Source organism: Streptomyces chiangmaiensis, assembly GCF_036281785.1.
Classification (GTDB): Bacteria; Actinomycetota; Actinomycetes; order Streptomycetales; family Streptomycetaceae; genus Streptomyces; species Streptomyces chiangmaiensis.
Map to the genome: position 1 here is coordinate 1 of NZ_JAYWVC010000021.1, position 15,309 is coordinate 15,309.

General features: G+C 70.1%; 18 protein-coding genes and 1 pseudogene. 7 read left to right on the forward strand and 12 right to left on the reverse strand.

Annotated features, from left to right (window positions below; all coding sequences use genetic code 11):
* Positions 1 to 74 precede the first annotated feature (74 nt).
* The 7 genes and pseudogenes from VXC91_RS09605 to VXC91_RS09635 all read right to left on the reverse strand — a co-directional run bounded on the left by VXC91_RS09605 (position 75) and on the right by VXC91_RS09635 (position 5,990).
* The gene (locus VXC91_RS09605) at positions 75 to 1,574 is read right to left on the reverse strand and encodes a recombinase family protein (protein ID WP_329506612.1); all 1,500 of its coding nucleotides are present in this window, start codon (positions 1,572 to 1,574) and stop codon (positions 75 to 77) included.
* A gap of 12 nt (positions 1,575 to 1,586) precedes the next feature.
* Positions 1,587 to 2,228, reverse strand: a pseudogene (locus VXC91_RS09610) (ABC transporter permease); the annotation flags it as partial.
* Complete coding sequence (locus VXC91_RS09615) at positions 2,188 to 3,042, reverse strand: ABC transporter ATP-binding protein (protein ID WP_329506613.1); 855 nt, start codon at positions 3,040 to 3,042, stop codon at positions 2,188 to 2,190. The gene VXC91_RS09615 and the pseudogene VXC91_RS09610, both read right to left, overlap by 41 nt.
* Complete coding sequence (locus tag VXC91_RS09620; protein ID WP_329506614.1) at positions 3,039 to 3,494, reverse strand: MarR family winged helix-turn-helix transcriptional regulator; 456 nt, start codon at positions 3,492 to 3,494, stop codon at positions 3,039 to 3,041. Before VXC91_RS09620 ends, VXC91_RS09615 begins: the two co-directional genes overlap by 4 nt.
* Positions 3,495 to 3,573: 79 nt before the next feature.
* Positions 3,574 to 4,584 carry a cation diffusion facilitator family transporter gene (locus tag VXC91_RS09625; protein ID WP_329506615.1) on the reverse strand — a complete coding sequence of 337 codons (1,011 nt, stop codon included), beginning with the start codon at positions 4,582 to 4,584 and terminating at the stop codon, positions 3,574 to 3,576.
* Positions 4,585 to 4,746: 162 nt separating this feature from the next.
* Positions 4,747 to 5,271: a DinB family protein gene (locus tag VXC91_RS09630; RefSeq protein WP_329506616.1), complete on the reverse strand. Its 525-nt coding sequence runs from the start codon at positions 5,269 to 5,271 to the stop codon at positions 4,747 to 4,749.
* A gap of 56 nt (positions 5,272 to 5,327) precedes the next feature.
* A complete protein-coding gene (locus VXC91_RS09635; RefSeq protein ID WP_329506617.1) occupies positions 5,328 to 5,990 on the reverse strand; it encodes a TetR/AcrR family transcriptional regulator in 663 nt (220 codons plus the stop codon).
* Positions 5,991 to 6,157: 167 nt separating this feature from the next.
* On the opposite strand from VXC91_RS09635, the gene VXC91_RS09640 reads away from it, so the two are divergent.
* From VXC91_RS09640 to ppk2, 4 genes are all read left to right on the forward strand, one after another.
* On the forward strand, positions 6,158 to 6,715 hold the full coding sequence (locus VXC91_RS09640) for an NAD(P)H-dependent oxidoreductase (protein ID WP_329506619.1): 558 nt from the start codon (positions 6,158 to 6,160) through the stop codon (positions 6,713 to 6,715).
* 293 nt (positions 6,716 to 7,008) lie between these two features.
* Positions 7,009 to 8,163 (forward strand): inorganic phosphate transporter, encoded by a 1,155-nt coding sequence (locus tag VXC91_RS09645; RefSeq protein WP_329506620.1) that lies wholly within the window; start codon positions 7,009 to 7,011, stop codon positions 8,161 to 8,163.
* Positions 8,164 to 8,182: 19 nt separating this feature from the next.
* A complete protein-coding gene (locus VXC91_RS09650; protein WP_329506622.1) occupies positions 8,183 to 8,416 on the forward strand; it encodes a hypothetical protein in 234 nt (77 codons plus the stop codon).
* Positions 8,417 to 8,435: 19 nt separating this feature from the next.
* Complete coding sequence (gene ppk2, locus VXC91_RS09655; protein ID WP_329506624.1) at positions 8,436 to 9,323, forward strand: polyphosphate kinase 2; 888 nt, start codon at positions 8,436 to 8,438, stop codon at positions 9,321 to 9,323.
* A gap of 125 nt (positions 9,324 to 9,448) precedes the next feature.
* On the opposite strand, the gene VXC91_RS09660 is transcribed toward ppk2, so the two are convergent.
* Positions 9,449 to 9,838, reverse strand: a complete 390-nt coding sequence (locus tag VXC91_RS09660) for an ArsR/SmtB family transcription factor (protein ID WP_329506626.1) — start codon at positions 9,836 to 9,838, stop codon at positions 9,449 to 9,451.
* A 63-nt stretch (positions 9,839 to 9,901) separates the two neighbouring features.
* On the opposite strand from VXC91_RS09660, the gene VXC91_RS09665 reads away from it, so the two are divergent.
* The gene (locus tag VXC91_RS09665; RefSeq protein ID WP_329506628.1) at positions 9,902 to 11,032 is read left to right on the forward strand and encodes a cation diffusion facilitator family transporter; all 1,131 of its coding nucleotides are present in this window, start codon (positions 9,902 to 9,904) and stop codon (positions 11,030 to 11,032) included.
* Between the two features lie 70 nt (positions 11,033 to 11,102).
* On the opposite strand, the gene VXC91_RS09670 is transcribed toward VXC91_RS09665, so the two are convergent.
* Entirely contained in the window at positions 11,103 to 11,657 is a 555-nt protein-coding gene (locus VXC91_RS09670; RefSeq protein WP_329506630.1) for a YbaK/EbsC family protein, read from the reverse strand.
* Positions 11,658 to 11,700: 43 nt separating this feature from the next.
* On the reverse strand, positions 11,701 to 12,273 hold the full coding sequence (locus VXC91_RS09675) for a helix-turn-helix domain-containing protein (RefSeq protein WP_329506632.1): 573 nt from the start codon (positions 12,271 to 12,273) through the stop codon (positions 11,701 to 11,703).
* A 93-nt stretch (positions 12,274 to 12,366) separates the two neighbouring features.
* Here VXC91_RS09675 and VXC91_RS09680 point away from each other — a divergent pair, with 93 nt between their 5' ends.
* Positions 12,367 to 13,224 carry a DMT family transporter gene (locus tag VXC91_RS09680; RefSeq protein ID WP_329506634.1) on the forward strand — a complete coding sequence of 286 codons (858 nt, stop codon included), beginning with the start codon at positions 12,367 to 12,369 and terminating at the stop codon, positions 13,222 to 13,224.
* Between the two features lies 1 nt (position 13,225).
* Here VXC91_RS09680 and VXC91_RS09685 read toward each other — a convergent pair whose 3' ends face one another.
* Positions 13,226 to 13,990 (reverse strand): acyltransferase, encoded by a 765-nt coding sequence (locus VXC91_RS09685; RefSeq protein ID WP_329506635.1) that lies wholly within the window; start codon positions 13,988 to 13,990, stop codon positions 13,226 to 13,228.
* Positions 13,991 to 14,096: 106 nt separating this feature from the next.
* Here VXC91_RS09685 and VXC91_RS09690 point away from each other — a divergent pair, with 106 nt between their 5' ends.
* On the forward strand, positions 14,097 to 14,630 hold the full coding sequence (locus VXC91_RS09690) for a gamma carbonic anhydrase family protein (RefSeq protein WP_329506637.1): 534 nt from the start codon (positions 14,097 to 14,099) through the stop codon (positions 14,628 to 14,630).
* Between the two features lie 3 nt (positions 14,631 to 14,633).
* Here VXC91_RS09690 and VXC91_RS09695 read toward each other — a convergent pair whose 3' ends face one another.
* Entirely contained in the window at positions 14,634 to 15,284 is a 651-nt protein-coding gene (locus VXC91_RS09695; RefSeq protein ID WP_329506639.1) for a DedA family protein, read from the reverse strand.
* Positions 15,285 to 15,309 lie beyond the last annotated feature (25 nt).

Below are 15,309 nucleotides of genomic sequence, written 5' to 3' on the forward strand. Positions count from 1 at the left end.
GGCGGCTGGTGTCCGAGATGGGAGCACCGCGCCGAATTGCGGGGGGCTCTTGCGGACCCCTCCGCTTCACTTCGCTAGAGCTCGTTCGGCTCGATGTCCACGCGGCCAAAGTCGAAGCTTCGGCCCCGTGTCGATGAGGCGTCGATGATTACTGCGCCGAACAGGAAGCGGAGAACGGTGTTCATTCGCTCGTACTGCTTCCCCTCCCCCAGCCCCTTCCAGATGCTCCGCGCGTCGGGTCCTACCAAACCCCCAAGCACCTCAACGGCCGGCCGGATCACCAACTTACGGCGGACCTGAGCGATCCGGTCCTCGACCGTCTTGCGCATCGCGCGATACTCACGCGTTTTCAGTTCCCCGGCTTCCCACATGTCTTTCAGCTCGGCAAGCTCCTCTTGTTCGGCCTCGATGGCTGCCTGATCGGCTTCCGTCAGGCTCGGCGGCTCGGTGCTGCCGGTCACGTCCAGCCGCTCCAACAGGTTGATTGCCGCGTCGGTCACGAACGCTTCCAACGTCGGCGCGGACACGCTGCGCCCACAGAACTCGCTGTCCGTGCGCTGGCTGCGTCCGCACAGGTAATTGCCCATGGATCCGGCCATGCGCACGCCGCACCGCTTGCACATCACGATGCCGCGGAGCAGGTAGAAGCGGTTGTCCTCGTTCTGGCCGCTCGAAACGGCCGGGGCCCGGTACGTGCGCCGGTCGCGTACCTCCTGCCAGAGACCTTCGTTGATGATCGCGGGCCACTGACCTCGGCCGACTTCTTCGCCTCGGAAGACCCGGATGCCTGCGACGTGGTGACTGTCCAGAAGTGCTCGAATGCTATCGGCGTTCCACTCACGTCCGAGGGCCGTCCGCTCTTGGCGTTCGTTGAGGTCGCGAGCCAGAGCGGTGGGGGTCTCGCCGTCAAGGTAGCGGGTGAAGACTTCTCGGGCGATGACGGCCTCCGCCGCGATGATCACCGTTCCCGTTTTGTCGTAGCCGAAGCGACGCTTACCACCGTGCGGCTGGCCATCCCGGGCTCGGTCAACCGTGGCGTCACGCAACCGCCGTGAGGTGTCGTCACTGGAACGGCAGGCGTGCGCTACCTCGATGCGTAGAAAGAACCGGTCGTCAGGGTCGGCGAGATCACGCCGGTTGGCCTGGCCGTGCAACGTGATGTCGTGCTGGTCGGCAATGTGCAAGAGCTGCTCGAGGTCGTGAGGCTGCCGCATGAGCCGGTCCGGGTGGTAGGTAAGGATGTGCCGCACGTGGCCGTCGCTAACGGCTTCGAGCAGTGCGTCCCACCCCGGGCGCTTGCGGTTGCGCTTCCACGCGGACCGGTTGTTGTCCACGAAGACCAGACGGTTCGGCACCGTGAGGTTCAGGCGCTCGGCGGTGTCTCGGCAGATCCGTTCCTGACGGTCAACGCCCGTTTGGTCATCGTCGTCCGCGTGCGAGATGCGGCAGTAGATCGCGGCCCTCTCTCCGCTCCAGTCAGCAGCGCTGCGACGGGCCTGTCGGGGAAGAGATAACCGGGAGATGCGGCGGTCTGCCAGCGGCTGACGGTCTGTCTGCTGCTCGTCTGCGTCCATGAAAAGAGCTTATGGGCAGGCGATGGCCTGGCCGATGCCCATCAGGCGGTCGCGGGTGAGAACGATGCCCGCGATCGTCATCGAGAGGCAGGAGAAGAAGGCCGAACCCAGCACGACGGCCAGCGCGACGCCGAGCAGCCGCAGCGGATTCCAGGTCATCGCCACACCGAGCACCGCGGCGATCAGAACGACCACGATCGCCTGGATCAGCGCCTTGACCCCGGCCGCGAAGGCCTTCCCGGTGATGAGTGCCGCGCGCGGGGTCGGTGTGACCAGCAGCTTCGTGAGGATCCCGGCGTCCCGCTCCCAGATGATCATGATGCCGTAGAAAATGGCGATGAACATCGCGGACTGGGCGATGATGCCCGGGGCCAGGTAGTCGAGATACGGGATGCCGCCGGTCGGGATCGCCCTGATCCGGGTGAACGTCTCACCGAAGATGAGCAGCCACAACGCCGGCTGAATCGCGCGGGTGTACAGCTCGGTGCGGTCATGGCGCAGCTTCTGCAGCTCGACCGCGCACATCGCCGCGACCCGCGCGGGCAGCACCTTCCACCCGGTACGGGCCCGGGGTGGGACCAGCAGCAGGTCGAGGTCGGCTAGGTGTACGGCGTCAGCCGACACGGGACGCGGTGCGGCGGGTGCTTCGGACATCGCGGAAGTCTCCTGACTGGTCGTCGAGTCCGCTGCCGGCGACATCGCGGAAGACGTCTTCCAGCGTCGGCAGCGGACTTTCGGTGCCGAGCCGTTCCCTGAGACCGGTCCTCAGCTCGTCGGGGGTGCCGAGGGCGCGGACGCGGCCGCGGTGCATCAGGGCGACCCGGTCGCAGTACTGGTCGGCCTCGTCCATGTAGTGGGTCGTGACGAGGACCGTCATGCCGGTGGCGGCGCGTACGGCGTTGATGTGTTCCCACACGTTGGTCCGGGCGATCGGGTCGAGACCGATGGTCGGCTCGTCGAGCATCAGCAGCCGGGGCGCGCTCACCAGGGCCTGGGCGAGTTCGAGTCTGCGGACCATGCCGCCGGAGTACGTCCTGGCCAGGCGGTCGGCCGCGGCGGTGAGATCGACGGCCTCCAGCGCCTGCTCGACCCGCCGGGCGCGCTCACGCCGGGAGACGTCGAAGACACGGGCGAACAGGGCGACGTTCTCGCGGCCGGTGAGCCCGGCGTCGGCCGAGAGCTGCTGCGGCACATAGCCCAGCAGGCGCCGTACGGCCATGCGTTCGCGGGTCGCGTCGTGGCCGAAGACGCTGACCTTGCCCGCCGGGACCGGGAGCAGTGTGGTGATGCAGCGGATGGCCGTGGTCTTGCCGGCTCCATTGGGGCCGAGCAGGCCGAACACCTCGCCGTCGCGGACGGAGAGGTCGAGTCCGTCCACCGCGTGCGTCTCCCCGAAGGAGTAGCGCAGTCCGGCACAGGTGACGGCGTCGACCGCCGGGTCCCCGCCGTCCGTCGCGTTCCGCGTCATGTCTCCTCGGCCTCCTCGTGCAGGTTCTCCGCCAGCTTGCGCAGCGCCGGAAGGGCCGCCTCGAGCGCCTTGCGATCCACCTCGTCGAGGCGGGCCATCTGGCGGCGCACGAGGGCGGTGCGCCGCTTACGCCAGTCACGCAGCCGTGCCTCGGCCGCCGCGGTGGGCAGCAGTCGCGCGGCCCTCCGGTCGGCCGGGTCCGTCTCGCGGATCAAGAAGCCGTCCCGAACCAGGTGATTGACGAGCGTCGAGACCGAGTTGCCCGCCAGATACAGCTCCCTGGCGGCCTCCGACACACCCATCCCCGGCCGTGCCGCGACCAGGCGCAGCAGCTCGACCTCGGCACCGCGCAGCGGTGGCGAGGACATCCCGCGGCGCAAGTGCCGCCGGATGAGCCGCTGCACTCCGAGCAGTGCGTCGGCGAGGTCGCCCGCGAGGCTTTCCGATTCCACACCCCGGACATTAGCTCTGCATCAGAGGTATTCGGGGAAAGACAAGGTCAAGACAGGGGCGAGAAAGCCCACCGCCCTGTCAGTGGTGGTGCGGCTCGTCCCGGTGGACCGGGCCGTGCGGGGCCTTGCAGTGCGCGGCGTCGTCGGTCGTCTCCCGGTCCCCGGGCAGGGTCAGTTGAAGGACCTGCTCGGGGGCGTGGTCGACCTGCAGGGTGGTGTGGGTGATGCCGTAGCCGTTCCGCAGTACGTCCTCGAGGTCGCGGCGCACCGCGTGGCAGTCGCCGCCCGGCTCGACCAGGACGTGGGCGGACAACGCCGACTGGCCTGAGGTGATCTGCCAGACGTGCAGGTCGTGCACCTCGACGACGTCCGGACGGGCGACGAGCCGGTCGCCGAGCGCGTCCGGGTCGACGTCGGCGGGCGCCGCCTCCAGGAAGATACGGCCGGAGTCGCGCAGCAGCCCGAACGCGGCCTTCACCATCAGCGCGACGACGACGAGAGTGGCGACGGCGTCGGCACGTTCGAAGCCCGTCAGGACCACCACGAGCGCGGCGACCGCGGTACCGACGAAGGCGAACAGGTCGTTCAGGATGTGCTGATAGGCGCCCTCGACATTGAGTGAGGTGCGGTTGGCCCGCGAGATGCACCAGGTGGCGACCACATTGACGGCGATGCCGGCGAGCGCGGTGACCAACATCGGGACGCCCGAGACCGCGGGCGGGGCGATGAGCCGCCGTACGGCCTCGTACGCGAGCCAGGAACCCAGCAGGAGCAGCGTGAGACCGTTGGCCTGGGCCGAGAGGATCTCGGCGCGCTTGAGTCCGTAGGTGAAACCGCCGCGGGCCGGGCGGGCGGCGAGCCGCATCGCGATCAGAGCGAGCACGATGGACGCCGCGTCGGTGAGCATGTGGGCCGCGTCGGAGATCAGGGCCAGAGAAGAAGCGAGGACACCGACAACCACCTCGGCCGCCATGAACACGGTGATCAGGGCGAGCGCCAGGCCGAGCCAGCGGCGGTCGGCGTCCGCCGACACGCCGTGGGAGTGCCCGGAGTGGCCCCCGGGGCCGTGCTCGTGGCCGTGGCCGCTCATGTGATCCGCCTTCCCCCTCGTATCGGGTCCCTCGACGGCAGTGAAACGCATCGCGGCGCCCTACGGCAAAGGCTGCACCGGTGACCGTTGTCATGTCCGATAGTACGCCGCTGACCTGCGTAAACGTTCAACCGCGGGGCTCGGCACCCGACGCGGTGCTCCTCATAGGCCGACCGCCCCGTCGATGCGCTCCCGCAGCAGATCGGCATGGCCGTTGTGGCGGGCGTACCCCTCGATCATGTGGATGAGCACCCAGCGGAGCGAGACGGTGCCACGCCAGGAGTCGTGGCCCTCGACGTCGAGGTGGGGCGCACAGTCGACGAACGCCTCGGCGAAGGCGATCTCCTCGCGCCACGCCTCCCAGGCCCGGGAGACGACGTCCGGGTCGGGTACCGCACCGGTGAAGTCGCCGTCGGGGTCCGAGGGCGAGGAGAACCGGGGCGCCGCCTCGCGCCCTGCCAGGACCTGCCGGAACCAGCGGCGTTCGACGTCGGCGAGATGCCGTACCAGACCGAGCAGCGAGAGCGTGGACGGCGCCACCGACCGCTGCGACAACTGCGTGTCCAGGCCGGTGCACTTGAGCTCCAGGGTCGCGCGCTGGGCGGCCAGGAAGGCGACGAGGAGGGCGCGTTCGTCACCCGTGGCGGGACCGGAGGAACGGGGATCGCGCTCGATGGGGACGAACATCTCAGCTCTTCTGCTCGGCGAGGTCACGTGCACCATCATCGGCCGTGCGACGGGCGTCAGCCGCCGCATCGGTGCGTGAACCGGTCGACCAGGTCGCGCCAGCCGGCCTCCACCCGCTCCACGGGCATGCCGCGCCGGGTGAGCAGGTGGTCGACGAGCACCGTCTCCAGATAGCCGAGCAGGGTGTGCGCGACGAGTTCGAGGTCACCCTCGGCCCGCGCTTCGCGCAGCAGCATGGCCACATGGGCCAGCCGGAACTGGTACGGCGCGCCCAACCGGTGGCGGGCCGGGTCCGCATGGGCGGCCAGGTACAGATCGCGGTGGGCGTGTTCGTGACGGACGACGCCCGAACCGAAGGCATGCAGCCGCTCCACCGCGGGTGCCCCCGGGCCCAGCGGCGGCGGTCCGGAGATCAAGACGGTCTGGAACTGCTCCTCCTGGTGGCTCAGAAGCTCCACCAGCAAGCCCGCGCGGTCCCCGAACCGCCGGAAGACCGTGCCCTTGCCGACGCCCGCCCCGCAGGCGATGTCCTCCATGGTGACGTTGGCTATGCCGCGTTCGGCGGCCAGTCGCGCGGCCACTTCCAGAAGCCGCGTGCGATTGCGGGCGGCATCGGCGCGCAGCTGGGTGGGCTTGAAGGTCGGCATGAGGCTGAGATCCACCAGGCCCTCGCCGTCGGCCTGCGGCGGCACGTGAGCGGGCGGAAGCTGCTCGGTCATGGCATCAGCGTAGTCGCGGGAACAGATTCGGACCTGGGTCCGTTTGGACCCCCCAGGAAGTGGACCACGGTCCGGTGAAGTGGTACAACATTCAACGAAGACCTCACCGGTTCCTCCAGGCCCGTCCTGTTCCGGTTGCACTGATCATAGATTCTGGGAGTTTCGCCATGTCCGTTCGCATCCTCGCCCTCGTCGGCAGCCTTCGTGCCGGTTCGCACAACCGTCAGCTCGCCGAGGCGGCCGTGAAGCACGCCCCCGAGGGCGTCGAGGTGGTGCTCCAGGAGGGTCTGGCAGACATCCCCTTCTACAACGAGGACATCGACGTCGAGGGGAACGTGCCCGCGGCCGCCGTCACGCTGCGTAACGCCGCCGCACAGGCCGACGCCCTGCTGCTCTTCTCGCCCGAGTACAACGGCACCATCCCGGCCGTCCTGAAGAACGCGATCGACTGGCTGTCCCGTCCGCACGGCGCCGGCGCCCTGTCCGGCAAACCGGTCGCCGTCGTCGGCACCGCCTACGGCCAGTACGGCGGCGTGTGGGCGCAGGACGAGGCCCGCAAGGCCGTGACGATCGCCGGTGGCGCGGTCGTCGAGGACGCCAAGCTGTCCATCCCCGGCTCCGTGGTCCGCTTCGCCGAGACCCACCCGGCCGACGACATCGAGGTCGTCGAGGGCCTGACCAAGGTCATCCAGCAGCTCTCGCAGGCCACGCCCACCGCTGCCTGATCCCCCGGGAGCCGGCGCCGCGGCCGGCCCCGAGGCATGACATGGCAGTGGGCCAGGATCCCGCATCCTGGCCCACTGCCGTTGCCGCACACCGTCGGGTCCCGGCCCACCGTCGTCACCGCGTCGGCGGCTCCCTCTTCCGCGTGGTCCGCGGAGGCCGCTCACATACGCCTCGTCGTCATGCCCGCACCCCTGACGAGCTGCGGGTTCGGTGCCTGATCGCCCATCAGACGCGTGCCCGGGCGTTGCCTGTGCTTCTCCGGCAGGACGTCGTCGATTGCTTGCATCGTGGGATGGACCACATCACGTTCCTAGTGGCCGTCGTCATCGTCACGGCACTGGCCTTCGACTTCACGAACGGCTTCCATGACACCGCGAACGCGATGGCCACCTCCATCGCCACCGGCGCGCTCAAGCCGAGAACCGCGGTCCTGATCAGCGGTGTACTGAACATCGTCGGCGCGTTCCTGTCGACCGAGGTTGCGAAGACCATCTCGGGCGGCATCGTGGACGACACCCTGGTGACCCCGGCGATGGTCTTCGCCGGGCTGGTGGGCGCGATCCTGTGGAATCTGCTGACCTGGCTGGTCGGACTGCCGTCGAGTTCGTCGCACGCGCTCTTCGGCGGTCTGATCGGCGCCGTGTGGGTGGGGGCGGGCAGCAATGGCGTGCACTTCGACAAGGTTGTCGAAAAGGTCCTCATCCCGGCAGTCGCCTCGCCCGTGGTGGCCGGGCTCGCCGCACTGCTGGCCACATACCTCGCCTACAAGATCACTGCCAGGGTCCGCAAAGAGTCGGTGACCAGGGGCTTCCGCCTCGGCCAGATCGCCTCGGCTTCACTGGTCTCGCTGGCGCACGGCACCAACGACGCGCAGAAGACGATGGGCGTGATCACCCTCACCCTGATCTCGGCCGGGGCGCTCGGCCATGATGCGAGCCCACCGGTGTGGGTGATCGCGTCCGCCGGTCTGGCCATCGGCCTCGGCACCTATCTCGGCGGGTGGCGCATCATTCGCACGATGGGCAAGGGCCTGACCGACATCCAGTCGCCGCAGGGCTTCGCCGCCGAGGCTGCGTCCACGACCGTCATCCTGACCTCCGCCCACCTCGGCTTCGCGCTGTCGACCACACAGGTCTGTTCGGGCGGCATCCTCGGTGCGGGCCTCGGGCGCAAACTCGCCGAGGTGCGCTGGGGCACCGCCGGCCGCATGGTGATCGCCTGGCTGGTGACGCTCCCCGCGGCGGCGCTGGTCGGCGGCGTCTCCGCGAGCGTCGTCAAGCACGGCGGAAACGCCGGCACCGTGGTGATCGCTCTGGTCGCCGCCGCCGTCGCCGCATTCATCGTGGTCGTCTCGCGCCGCAACCCGATTCACGCCCACAATGTGAACGAGAGCCACGAGGTCACGCTCCGTGGCAGCACCCCCACGAGCGTCGGCACCGGCATCTGAACCAGGGAGGGTTCACGCCATGCACCTTGACTGGACCGCCCTCGGCGAGGTCACCGTGGTCAGCATCGGAGTCACCGTCGCCGTGGTGGTCGTCTTCGCGCTCGGCGTGCTCGGCCTCGCCCAGGTCGAGGACGCCCGTGGGCGGGACGGCGGCACCCACACGCTCGGTCTGGCCCAGGCCGGGCTCTGCTTCCTGGCCTGCGCGGCGGTGGTCGCGTACGGAATCTATCTGATCGTGCCGCAGTTCCACTGAGAGAGCGGGAGGAGGACGGATGACACCTCTGGTGACCGAGGGCCTGCGGGTCGACTACACCGACCACGACGACCCGGTGCTGCTGCGTCGCGACGGCAGCCTGGTGGACACCTGGCGGGAGAACTACCCGTACCACCAGCGGATGGAGCGCAAGGAGTACGAGTGGCACAAGCGGCTTCAGCAGATCGAACTGCTGAAGCTGCAGAGCTGGATCAAGGCGACCGGCCGACGGCTCGTCATCGTCTTCGAGGGGCGGGACGCGGCCGGCAAGGGCGGCACGATCAAGCGCTTCACCGAGCACCTCAACCCGCGCGGCGCCCGGGTGGTCGCCCTGGAGAAGCCGACCGAGCGTGAGCGCGGGCAGTGGTACTTCCAGCGGTACGTCGAGCACCTGCCGACCGAGGGCGAGATCGTGATGTTCGACCGGTCCTGGTACAACCGGGCCGGTGTCGAGCGCGTGATGGGCTTCTGCACCGACGACGAGTACCGCCGTTTCATGCGCCAGGCCCCGATGTTCGAGCGGATGCTCGTGGACGACGGCGTGGACCTGGTGAAGTTCTGGTTCTCCGTCTCGCAGAGCGAGCAGCGCACCCGTTTCACCATCCGCCAGGTCGACCCCGTACGGCAGTGGAAGCTGAGCCCGATGGACCTGGCCTCCCTCGACCGCTGGGACGACTACACCGCCGCCAAGGTCGCCATGTTCCGCGAGACGGACACCGAGCACGCGCCGTGGACCGTGGTGAAGAGCAACGACAAGAAGCGGGCCCGCGTGGAGGCGATGCGCAGCGTCCTCGCCCGCTTCGACTACACCGACAAGGACGAGGAGATCGTCGGCAGCCCCGACCCCAGCATCGTGGGCGCCGCGGCGAACCTGCTGGAGGCGGGCGAGGACGACAGCGTCCACTGAACGCTCCTCCCCGGCGCTGGGTTCAGCGGTGCGTGGTGGTCACGGCCTTCCCCCCCGTGCCCAGCGCCATGTCGTCCGGCTTGTCGCTCGCCCCGTGTCCTGCGGTCACTGCACTGAGCGGAACGTCAGTCGTGGGCCGGGCGGTTGGTGAGCCGGTGGTCGGCCAGGCCGAGCGCCTCGTCCACAACCCGGCGCAGATGGCCGTCGCGCAGCGAGTAGATCACCCGGCGGCCCTCCTTGCGCGAGTCGACCAGGCCCGCCAGCCGGAGCCGCGCCAGGTGCTGACTGACGGCGGGTCGCGCCGCGCCGCACTTCTCGGTGAGCGTGGAGACGTCGGCCTCGCCACCGGACAGGGCGTGCAGCAGGGCGAGCCGGGTGCGGTCCCCGAGCAGGGCCAGCAGCTCCGCGGCCAGAGCGAACTGTTCCTCGCCCGGGGTCAGGGGGTGCCCGTCGGCCGCGCCACCCGTACGCGGCTGCGCACTGTGTGCAGGTGACAGGTGCATGCGTGCGCTCATACGCACATAATGGCTCCGTGGGGGCGAACGCGTCCACCATCGCGCGGCGAAAGGGGTCCTCAGGTGAGCCACCCGCACGAGAGCCACGAGCACGGCCGGGCCCATGGTCACGACCGCGCCCACCCGCACCACCCCGCGCACGAGCAGCACCGGAACCATCACCCGCACGGCCACGAGCACGACCGCCCTGGTCCCCATCCCCATGGACGTCTGCACCGCCTCAGGCACCTGCTCACGCCCCACTCCCACGAGACCGCCGACACGCTCGACGCCGCTCTGGAGTCCTCCGCCCGCGGCATGCGCGCACTGTGGGTCTCGCTGGCCGTGCTCGGGGGAACGGCCCTGGCACAGGCGATCGTGGTCGCGATCTCCGGGTCGGTCGCGCTGCTCGGCGACACCGTGCACAACGCCGCCGACGCCCTGACCGCCGTGCCCCTCGGCGTCGCCTTCATCCTGGGCCGAAGGGCGGCCACGCGCCGATTCACCTACGGATACGGCCGCGCCGAGGACCTCGCCGGCATCGTGATCGTGCTGACCATCGCCGCGTCCGCCGCCTTCGCCACCTGGGCGGCGGTCGAGCGGCTGCTCGAGCCGCGCCCCATGGAGCACATCCCCGCCGTCGCCGTCGCGGCCGTCATCGGTTTCGCCGGGAACGAGTGGGTCGCACGCCACCGCATCCGGGTCGGCCGCGCGATCGGCTCGGCCGCACTGGTGGCCGACGGGCTGCACGCGCGCACGGACGGATTCACCTCGCTCGCGGTCCTGGTGGGTGCGGGCGGCGCGGCGCTCGGCTGGCAACTCGCCGACCCGCTCGTGGGGTTGGCGATCACGGCCGCGATCGTCCTGGTGCTGCGGGACGCGGCACGCGAGGTCTTCCGGAGGGTGCTGGACGCCGTGGACCCTGCGCTGGTGGACCTGGCCGAGCAGGCGCTGCGCGCGGTGCCGGGCGTACGCGAGGTCGGCGAACTGCGCCTGCGCTGGATCGGGCACCGGCTGCGCGCCGAGGTGGCGGTCGTGGTGGACGGCGAGGTGAGCGTGCGCCGGGCGCACGACATCGCGGTCGAGGCCGAGCACGCCCTGCTGCACGCCGTCCCGAAACTCACCGCGGCCCTGGTCCACGCCGACCCGGCCCCGAGACCGGGCGAGAGGGATCCCCATCTGGCGCTGGCCCACCACGGCCACCCGGCGGCCTGACGGATCGCTCGGCAGGCCCGTGCCCACCACACCGGCCGTCACGGCAGTCGCCCCGGGACCGACGCCGCGGTCAGGCCCCCAGACCCTCCAGCACCACGGCGTTGGCCAGTTCCGCGAACGCCTTCCCCGGCACCAGCAGCTTGCCCCGGCGCCGACCGCTGCCGACCAGCACATACGGCAGGTCGACCACCGCCGAGTCCACCAGCACCGGCCAGTTGCCGGGAAGTCCGATCGGCGTGATACCGCCGTACTCCATGCCGGTCTCCCCGGTCGCCACCTCCATCGGCGCGAAGGACGCCTTGCGGGCGCCCAGTTGACGGCGGACCACGCCGTTGACGTCGACCCGGGTGGCGGACAGGACCACACATGCGGCCAGGGTCGTCTCGCCACCCCGTTTGGCCGCGACGACGACGCAGTTGGCGGACCGGTCGAGCAGGTCCTTTCCGTAGTGCTCCAGGAAGACCGCGGTGTCGGCCCACTCGGGCTCGGTGTCGACGTAGACGATCCGGTCGGCGGGGACGGCGCCGCTCCAGGCCCGTACGGCCGCCGCCACCGCAGGGGTCAGCTCGTCGAGGCAGTCGGGGGCGGGCGTGGCGTGGTCGAAGTCTCCGATGGGTGCGCGCATGACCGCACGCTAACAGCCGTACACCGGGCGCCGGAGCGGCGTCTCAGCGCACGGGAGGCACCGAGATCGACATCACCATCTCCATCGGCACATCGCCGTCGTTGCCGTAGGTGTGCGGGGTGTCGGCCTCGAAGGAGGCGCTCGCTCCGGTCGGCACACGGTGCCCGACGCCGTCGACGGTGAGCGTGAGTTCGCCGGTGGTGACATGGACGAGTTCGACCGTTCCGCTCGGGTGCGGATCGGAGGCGCTGCTGTCGCCGGGCATCAGCCGCCAGTCCCACATCTCCAGCGGTCCAGGCGCCTCGGTCCCCGCGAGGAGGCGGTTGTAGCTGCCCGCGTCGGTGCGCCACAGACGTACGGCCTGCTCGGCGGGGACGATGCGGACCTTGGGGCCCTGCTCGTAGTCGAGCAGCGTGGTGATGCTGACGCCGAGCGCGTCGGCGATCTTGACCACCGTGCCGATGCTCGGGTTGGTGCGGGCCTGCTCGATCTGGATGAGCATGCCGCGGCTGACTCCGGCGCGGGCGGCGAGTGTCTCCAGGGTGAAGCCCCGCTCGGTGCGCCAGCGCTTGACGTTGCGCGCCAGGGACTGGGTCAGCAGGTCGAGGTCCGACACATTTCGTCCAATATTTTGTATGACAGAGTCCATCGGAATGAACTACGGTGTGGTGCACTTGATTGTTCACTGAACTGTACTGCGAGGCGGCCCATGACAGCACTCTTCGCCCTGGCCACCAGCCTGCTGTGGGGGCTGGCCGACTTCGGCGGCGGTTTGCTGACCCGGCGGATGCCCGCGTTGACGGTGGTCGTGGTCTCGCAGACCATCGCAGCGACGGTCCTCGGTGCACTCGTGGTGGCCACCGGCGGCTGGAGCGAGACGGGTCCGCGGCTCTGGTTCGCGCTCGCCGCGGGCCTGGTCGGACCCATCGCCCTGCTCTCCTTCTACCAGGCGCTCGCCCTCGGCCCGATGGGCGTCGTCTCGCCGCTCGCCACCTTGAGCGTGGCCGTGCCCGTCGGCATCGGGCTCCTCCTCGGCGAACGCCCCGGGCCGCTGCAGGCCGCCGGGATAGCGGTCGCCGTCCTCGGCGTGGTGCTCGCGGGCGGACCGCAGCTCAAGGGTGCGCCGGTGCAACGGCAGGCGATCCTGCTCACACTCGTCGCGGCGCTCGGCTTCGGCACGGTGTTCGCGCTGATCGCGGAGGCGTCGACCACGGTGACCGGGCTCTTCCTGGCCCTCTTCGTGCAGCGCGTCGCCAACGTCGTCACGGGCGGCGCCGCCCTGTACGTCGGGGTGCGGCGAGGGTCCGCGTCCCTCCCGCGCGACGGCCTCCCCTGGCGTTCCGTCCCCGCCCTCGCCTTCGTCGGGCTCGCCGACGTCGCCGCCAATGGCACGTACGCCCTCGCGGCCCAGCACGGCCCGGTCACGGTGGCCGCAGTGCTCGCGTCGCTCTATCCCGTCGTCACGGCGCTGGCCGCGCGAGGCTTCCTCAGCGAGCGACTGCGCCCGGTGCAGGCGGCGGGGGCGGGCCTCGCCCTGGTCGGCACGGTGCTGCTGGCCACCGGCTGAGTCAGGACTCGGCGTCCAGCTCCGCAAGCCGGGCGACATCGCCCTGGTCGAGCTCCGAAAGCGCCAGCAGCTGCTCCGGAGTGACGCCGTCGGGGATCGGCACCGGAGCCGGCGTCCTGAGCGGCGGCTGCCATCCGCCATCGGGGGTCCAGCGCCGCACTACCCGCGCCGGGGCCCCGGCCACCACCGCATGGTCGGGTACCTGACCGCGTACGACGGCACCTGCCGCAACCACCACGTTCCGCCCGATTCGTGCGCCCGGGAGGATCACCGCGCCGGTGCCGATCCAGCACCCCTCGCCGATCTCCACCGGCTCCATCCGCGGCCACTGCTTTCCGATGGGCCGATGCGGATCGTCGTAGGAGTGGTTCGTGGAGGTCACATAGACGTACGGCCCGAAGTAGCAGTCGCTGCCGACGGTGACCGTGGTGTCGGCGATGACATGGCTGCCGCGACCCAGGACGACACCGTCACCGATGCGCAGGATCGGTTCGGGGCCGAGGTCGAGGCCGGGCATCAGCCCGGCGGTCAGCGTGACCTGCTCGCCGATGATGCAGTGCGCACCGAGGTGGATCCAGGGTTCACCGAAGACGGTGCCGAGCGGGAAGGCGAGCCTGGTACTCGTTCCCATCGCGCCGAAGCGGAAGCGGCCCGGGTGCTCCGCGGTCACGGACCCCGTGCGCTGCACCCAGGCCCAGCCGGCGTGAACGGCTCGCTGCGCGAGGCCGCGACGCCATGATGAGAACGTGTTCTTGCTCCTGGGCACCCGCTCACCGTACTCAGCACCGGGGGCGCCGATGAGTCAGGACGGCTGTGATCTTCGCCCCACCCGATGGCGTACGGTGCCGGTGTATCGACCAGGAGGAGCGGCAATGACGCACAGGGCGCTGATCGCGGGGATCGGCGGCAAGGACCCCCAGGTGGACCGGGAGGCGTTCGTGTCACCGACGTCCTCGGTGATCGGGGACGTGACGCTGCACGCGGGAGCGAGCGTCTGGTACGGCGCGGTGCTGCGCGGCGACGTCGAGCGGATCACCGTCGGCCCGAGCAGCAACGTGCAGGACAACTGCACCCTCCATGCCGACCCGGGCTTCCCGGTCACCGTCGGCGAGCGCGTCTCCGTCGGGCACAACGCCGTGGTCCACGGCGCCACCGTCGAGGACGACTGCCTGATCGGCATGGGCGCGACGGTCCTCAACGGCGCAGTGATCGGCGCGGGTTCCCTGGTCGCCGCTCAGGCGCTGGTGCCGCAGGGCATGCGCGTGCCCCCGGGGTCACTCGTGGCGGGCGTGCCCGCGAAGGTCAGACGCGAACTGACCGCCGAGGAGCGTGAGGTCATCGCACTGAACGGCACGATGTACGCGGACCTGGCGAGGGCGCACCGAAGGGTGCACGAGAAGCCCTGAGACTCACTCGGCGGCCGGGACGGCCTCCCGCTCGGCCGCCTCCTTCTCCTCAGCCGCCCTCTTCGCCTTGCGCTTCACGATCAGCATCGAGGCGACACCCACGACCAGCGCCGCCACGAGACCCAGCCACGAGAACTTCTTCAGCCAGGACTCGGCGACCACGCCGACGTAGTAGATGACCGCGGTGGTGCCACCGGCCCAGATCACACCGCCCAGGACGTTGGCGGTCAGGAACTTCCAGTACGGCATCCGCAGCACACCCGCGAGCGGACCTGCGAAGATCCGCAGCAGGGCGATGAAGCGGCCGAAGAACACCGCCCACATGCCCCACTTCTCGAAGGAGCGTTCGGCGGTCGCGACATGGCCCTCGCTGAAGTGCCTGGGGAACCGCTTCCCGAGCCAGGCGAGCAACGGCCGCCCGCCCTTGCGCCCGATCGCGTAGCCGATGGAGTCGCCCACCACGGCACCCAGGCTCGCGCAGGCGCCCAGGACCACCGGGTTGATGCCTGCGTGCTGGGAGGACAGCAGTGCGGCCGACACCAGGATGATCTCGCCCGGCAGCGGAATGCCGAGGCTCTCCAGGCCGATGACCAGGCCCACTACGGCGTAGACGGCGGCCGCGGGCACCGTGTCGAGCCATTCCTGGACGTGCAACGCCGGCTCCTCCCGTTCCACTCTG

Bases quoted from the DNA above. Each gene is read 5' to 3' on its own strand.
- VXC91_RS09605 (WP_329506612.1), bottom strand. From the start codon at position 1,574: ATGGACGCAGACGAGCAGCAGACAGACCGTCAGCCGCTGGCAGACCGC.
- VXC91_RS09615 (WP_329506613.1), bottom strand. From the start codon at position 3,042: ATGACGCGGAACGCGACGGACGGCGGGGACCCGGCGGTCGACGCCGTC.
- VXC91_RS09625 (WP_329506615.1), bottom strand. From the start codon at position 4,584: ATGAGCGGCCACGGCCACGAGCACGGCCCCGGGGGCCACTCCGGGCAC.
- VXC91_RS09630 (WP_329506616.1), bottom strand. From the start codon at position 5,271: ATGTTCGTCCCCATCGAGCGCGATCCCCGTTCCTCCGGTCCCGCCACG.
- VXC91_RS09635 (WP_329506617.1), bottom strand. From the start codon at position 5,990: ATGACCGAGCAGCTTCCGCCCGCTCACGTGCCGCCGCAGGCCGACGGC.
- VXC91_RS09640 (WP_329506619.1), top strand. From the start codon at position 6,158: ATGTCCGTTCGCATCCTCGCCCTCGTCGGCAGCCTTCGTGCCGGTTCG.
- VXC91_RS09645 (WP_329506620.1), top strand. From the start codon at position 7,009: ATGGACCACATCACGTTCCTAGTGGCCGTCGTCATCGTCACGGCACTG.
- VXC91_RS09650 (WP_329506622.1), top strand. From the start codon at position 8,183: ATGCACCTTGACTGGACCGCCCTCGGCGAGGTCACCGTGGTCAGCATC.
- ppk2 (WP_329506624.1), top strand. From the start codon at position 8,436: ATGACACCTCTGGTGACCGAGGGCCTGCGGGTCGACTACACCGACCAC.
- VXC91_RS09660 (WP_329506626.1), bottom strand. From the start codon at position 9,838: ATGAGCGCACGCATGCACCTGTCACCTGCACACAGTGCGCAGCCGCGT.
- VXC91_RS09670 (WP_329506630.1), bottom strand. From the start codon at position 11,657: ATGCGCGCACCCATCGGAGACTTCGACCACGCCACGCCCGCCCCCGAC.
- VXC91_RS09680 (WP_329506634.1), top strand. From the start codon at position 12,367: ATGACAGCACTCTTCGCCCTGGCCACCAGCCTGCTGTGGGGGCTGGCC.
- VXC91_RS09690 (WP_329506637.1), top strand. From the start codon at position 14,097: ATGACGCACAGGGCGCTGATCGCGGGGATCGGCGGCAAGGACCCCCAG.